This window comes from Bacillota bacterium, assembly GCA_024655925.1.
GTDB lineage: Bacteria > Bacillota > DTU025 > DTU025 > JANLFS01 > JANLFS01.
The window spans coordinates 13860-17586 of the sequence record JANLFS010000067.1 but is presented as its reverse complement, the minus strand read 5'-3'; the positions used below and the strand labels follow the sequence as shown (position 1 = coordinate 17586).

The following is a 3727-nucleotide window of genomic DNA, read 5'->3' as shown; positions in this document are numbered from 1 at the left end:
GTTCGTGGCCGCGGCCACCTACACCTACTGCGCCGTCAGGATCCTGGCGGAGATCCTCGGGCTCGACGACTACCGGATGCTTGTCCCCCCTCTCACGGCGTTGTGGGCGTTGCTTTCGATGCAGATGTATGGGGACACCTTCGAATTGTTTCGGTTCTTCAAGCCTAATGTAGTGCTCCCGTATGTCGCCCTTCTGCTGATGCTGCCCTTTGCAGTGTTGTGGGCGGCCCACCTAATCCGGGCCTATATGAGCCGCGCCCGGGGAAAAGCGGGGTCGGGCGGAGCATGACAAAGAGAAAGCTCCTGGCAAGCCTGGTCATTGTGTTCTCGGCACTGCTCGCAGGGTGCTGGGACAGTAGAGAGCCTGACGACTTGGTGCACGCGCTCGCCCTCGGTTTCGATCTCGACGATAAGGGGAACTTCAAGCTCGTGGCCCAGTTTTCCAACCCGGTCGCGCCGGCGGGCGGGGCAGCGGCCGGGGCGGGAGGGGGCTCAGCTGATCAGGGCCAGAGGCCGTATTGGGTGTACACCAGCCATGGGCGCACGCCTTTCGAGGCCATCCGGAACCTTGCCCCCGTGTCCACCAGGATGGTGGATCTGGCCCACGTTGGGGTGATCCTGCTTTCCGAGAGGCTCGCACGAGCGGGGATAGGCCCTGTTCTGCAACTGTTGTACCGGGAGCCCGAGCTGCGCCTGTCTATACACTGGGCGGTGGTGGAAGGGTCTGTGGAGGATATCCTCAAGGCGGAGTTCCCCGCTGAATCCGCTCCCGCCATGGGGTTGTTGCGCATCCTACTCGTGCAGCCCGGAGTTGATTCCGCCACAGTGCTCTCCAGCATCGGAGAGCTTCTGAGACCAGGCGAAGAGATGACATTGGTCAGACTCAGGAGCCTGGAGTCCGAGGAGTCCGGGAAGTCCGGCAGCGAGAGCGGCGGCGAGTCTGGACCGGGAGGCACGATCCCGAGACCTCCGATGGAGTGCATTGGAGGAGCGGTGTTCAAGAAAGACAAGATGGTCGGGTGGATCGATGGGCGCGCCGCGAGAGGGCTCGGGTACGTCAAGGAAACGAGGCAACGAGGAGCGATCATCGTGATGACCCCCGGCGGAGAGGCCTTTGCCGCCATTGACTTGGTGCATGAGAGATCGACGCTCCGCCCGACTGCGCACGAGGGGGAGCTCAGGATCAAACTGGATGTGGAGGTGGAGGGCCATCTGGAAGACGAGACGCTCTCAGACGGCAGGGCGATGAACCTGAGGGATTCCGCCGTCATCCAGTCATTGAGGAACCGGTTCGCCGAGGTCATCGAGAATGATATCCAGATAGCCCTCGAACAAGCGAGAGCGCTGGGGTCAGACATATTCGGGTTCGGCAACGGGGTCTACCGCAGACTGCCAGAAGTCTGGGATGAAGTGTGTGATCGGTGGGATGAGATGTTCCTGACTGTCCCTGTTGACATAAACGTGAAGGCGAAGTTGACTCATCCGGGGCTGGCAGTATCCCCGCCTCTGAGCCGCTAGGAGGCGTGATTCTGGAATGGCGGGGTTTTTTGTATTTATGGTCGCCATGGCGCTCATGCAAGTGCCCAGGCTTGTACACGCCCGCGACTGGCGGGGGCTGGCCGCGTTCGGCGGCGTGTGGGTCGTGGCCGCCGTCTATGGCGGGCTGTTCTTCGGAGGAGTCCCGCTTCCCAGGGCGGGGGCGATAATCGTCTCTATCTTCGACCGGCTGGTGAAGTGATGACCACTACCCCCTGGTCGGCGGATTCCCGCCCTGCCAGAACCAGTCCGTTCGCGTCGAAGAGTTCCCGGGCGGTGATCGCCGCAGGCTCTCCCGCTGCCGCCCGGGCGAAATCCTCGAAGATGGTTCGGCCAGGGGGTATGGGAGGTATGTCCCCCGGGGGCGCTGTCCGGGTGACCAGGCGCACGCACCCGCCGTCAGCCCCCGAAAGGGGGAGTCCGCCTGTGGTCCGAACCTCAGCCGTCCCTTCCGTGCCCACCAGGAAGTACCTGCAGTCGCCGTGGGCGGGTTCGGCGTCCGGGGTGAGCCAGTCCGTCCTGAAGAACCCCACGATGTCCGGATCATCTGCTCGGATCATCATGTGCGCGATATCCTCGAATTCAGCCCTGCCGGGGCAGGCCACGTTCGCGTGGGAAGCGTACACCTCCCGGACCTGCGCGCCGGAAAGCCACAGAAAGACATCTACGTCATGGATCCCGAGATCCACGAGGACTCCGCCATAGCCCGCCCGGCGCCAAAACCAGTCCGCCCGGATGGACGGGAGGAGCTTGTGCGGCCGAAATGACGTGAAACTCACTAACCGGCCCAGCCTGCCCTCATCGACCAGGCGTTTTGCGGTCGCTACGGGCGGTTCGTACCTTACTGTGAAGAACGGGAAGAGAATTGCCCGGCCCAGGTCGTTGGCCTGCCTGAGCATGGACAGGCCGGCGCGGTCTATGGCTGCGGGCTTGTCACACAAGACGTGTATTCCGCGACGCAGGCATTCAGCCACGACACTTGCGCGCTCGCCCGGGATGTTCACAACTCCCAAGGCGTGGAGCTTCTCCCTCTCGAGCATCTCGCGCCAGTCGCGGTAGCGGGGCAGGCCGTAGCGGCTCCCCTCCCGAGCGAACACATCGTCGTCCGGCTCCGCGATGGCCGCGACTTCCACCCCGGGCACTGTCCGCATGCCTGCGATCATGTCGTGCACGTGGAAGTGGCGAAGTCCTATGATGCCAAACCGCAATTCGAATCTTGCCTCCCAGGTGCCCAGGCATCCGCAGGGCGCGGGGCCCGGGCAGTCCACGGTGAAACCGGTGCTATGCCCAGCCATACCCCTTAACGAGATCAGCTATGGCGTCGATCTCTTCTTTCGGCACAGTGAGCCCCACGGGGTCGTTCGCGGCCTCTTCAGGGATGACCCCCTGGATCACCAGGGCCCAGAGCATCCTCAGAATGTACTTCTCCATGGGCGGGATGAACGTGACCTCGGCGAAGGAGTCTACCTGGTTCGAAAGCTTGAGAAACCTATCTGCGGCCCCGGTGAAGTAGGCCCTCAGCAAATCAGTCTGGGGTTTCGTGCACGCCGCGCCCATCCCGATCAGGGCGGCGATTCCTCCGCGCATGATCGTGTAACCTAGCATCCGGTCTTCGCCTGTGATCAAGGAGACATCGGGGAACTTCTGCTGCATCCTCCGGGAGATGTCCTGATACGCCATCACCCGATCGAGCGACGCTACCTTTATGCCCACCGTCTGGGGGATGGACATCAGGGCATCGAGGACGTGTTCGGAGTAGCTTATGCCGCCGGCCTCGCGGTAAAGGTAGAAGAGGATCAGGGGGACGCCGAGAGTGGCGAGTTTTTCGTGGTACCGGATTACCTTCTCATCCTGGTCAGGTCGGTCCCTATAAACGACGGGCGCGTACACCAGGAAGGCGTCTGCCCCCGACTCTATGGCATCCTCCGCCATCCGCATGGTGTCATCCTCGAACTTCCTGAACCTTTCGGCCTCCCCCAGGGCCTCATCGGGAAGAGCGCCCACGCCCGCCACGACAACCCTACCATCGGCGAAGGCCTTCCTCCACGATTCCATCACAGCCATTCTGTGATCGCGGGACAGATGGAGCCCACGCCCGGTATGCACCCAGACTGCGACTCCACCTACGTCCTGACCTGCCATGTAGCGCGCGTAGGATTCTTGTGCTTCCTTGTGGACATGCCCATCCCGG

General features: G+C 62.7%; 5 protein-coding genes. 3 read left to right on the top strand and 2 right to left on the bottom strand.

Annotation, left to right across the window (positions count from 1 at the left end):
- The 3 genes from NUW23_10890 to NUW23_10880 form a co-directional block, all read left to right on the top strand.
- The coding region (locus NUW23_10890; protein ID MCR4426669.1) for a hypothetical protein at positions 1–289 on the top strand (289 nt) is incomplete at its 5' end.
- On the top strand, positions 286–1518 hold the full coding sequence (locus NUW23_10885; GenBank protein ID MCR4426668.1) for a Ger(x)C family spore germination protein: 1233 nt from the start codon (positions 286–288) through the stop codon (positions 1516–1518). The genes NUW23_10890 and NUW23_10885, both read left to right, overlap by 4 nt.
- A gap of 16 nt (positions 1519–1534) precedes the next feature.
- On the top strand, positions 1535–1738 hold the full coding sequence (locus tag NUW23_10880) for a hypothetical protein (GenBank protein ID MCR4426667.1): 204 nt from the start codon (positions 1535–1537) through the stop codon (positions 1736–1738).
- On the opposite strand, the gene NUW23_10875 is transcribed toward NUW23_10880, so the two are convergent.
- Positions 1713–2744, bottom strand: a complete 1032-nt coding sequence (locus NUW23_10875) for a Gfo/Idh/MocA family oxidoreductase (protein ID MCR4426666.1) — start codon at positions 2742–2744, stop codon at positions 1713–1715. The genes NUW23_10880 and NUW23_10875 overlap by 26 nt on opposite strands.
- Positions 2745–2817: 73 nt before the next feature.
- The coding region (locus NUW23_10870) for a dihydrodipicolinate synthase family protein (GenBank protein MCR4426665.1) at positions 2818–3727 on the bottom strand (910 nt) is incomplete at its 5' end.